Source organism: Helicobacter didelphidarum (assembly GCF_003364195.1).
In the GTDB taxonomy this organism is placed as follows: domain Bacteria; phylum Campylobacterota; class Campylobacteria; order Campylobacterales; family Helicobacteraceae; genus Helicobacter_A; species Helicobacter_A didelphidarum.
This window is the reverse complement of sequence record NZ_NXLQ01000199.1, coordinates 1-541: the sequence shown is the minus strand read 5'-3', so window position 1 is coordinate 541 and position 541 is coordinate 1. Positions and strand designations below refer to the sequence as shown.

Annotated in this window: 2 pseudogenes; both read right to left on the bottom strand. The window is 32.5% G+C overall.

Annotated features, from left to right (window positions below):
- Nucleotides 1–275, bottom strand: a pseudogene (locus CQA53_RS11930) (hypothetical protein); the annotation flags it as partial.
- 20 nt (nucleotides 276–295) lie between these two features.
- A pseudogene (locus CQA53_RS12990) lies at nucleotides 296–541 on the bottom strand (hypothetical protein); the annotation flags it as partial.

The following is a 541-nucleotide window of genomic DNA, read 5'->3' as shown; positions in this document are numbered from 1 at the left end:
ATAGGGTCTTTATAATAAAGCTTTTGGATTGCTTTAAACTCTGAGAGATGAGACTTCTGCCCTGTGTAGTAGTTAGGGTCTAGGTAGTTGGGTTTGTAGGAAGTTTTAGAGGATTGCATTATTTTATAGGCTTCAAATATAGCTTTGGAATATTCTTTGGTGTATTTGCCTGTTTCTCCGTCATCTTCGTCTTTATCAAAAATTATTTCATTACTTTGCTTATCCACATTTATAATTGCACTATTTGGTGCTGTAATTTCATAGGTCTTACTCATTTTATCTCCTTTATTTACTTTTATCCTATCCATAGCCCATCTTTCATAATAATCGTAGTTGCAAGTCGTCCTATAAGTTTGGGGCGAGTTTTTTGTTTGTCTTGTTTTTCATTACTTGATTGCAGGGTATTTGATTTTGTTTTCTTTTGCCTATTTTCATCATTCACCCCCTCATACATAGCCCTAATATTATTTAACCCTATGGTATTTAAAGATTTTAAAAATTCTCTATGTTTTTCCGAGTTTGGCTTATTATCTTTTAGGTT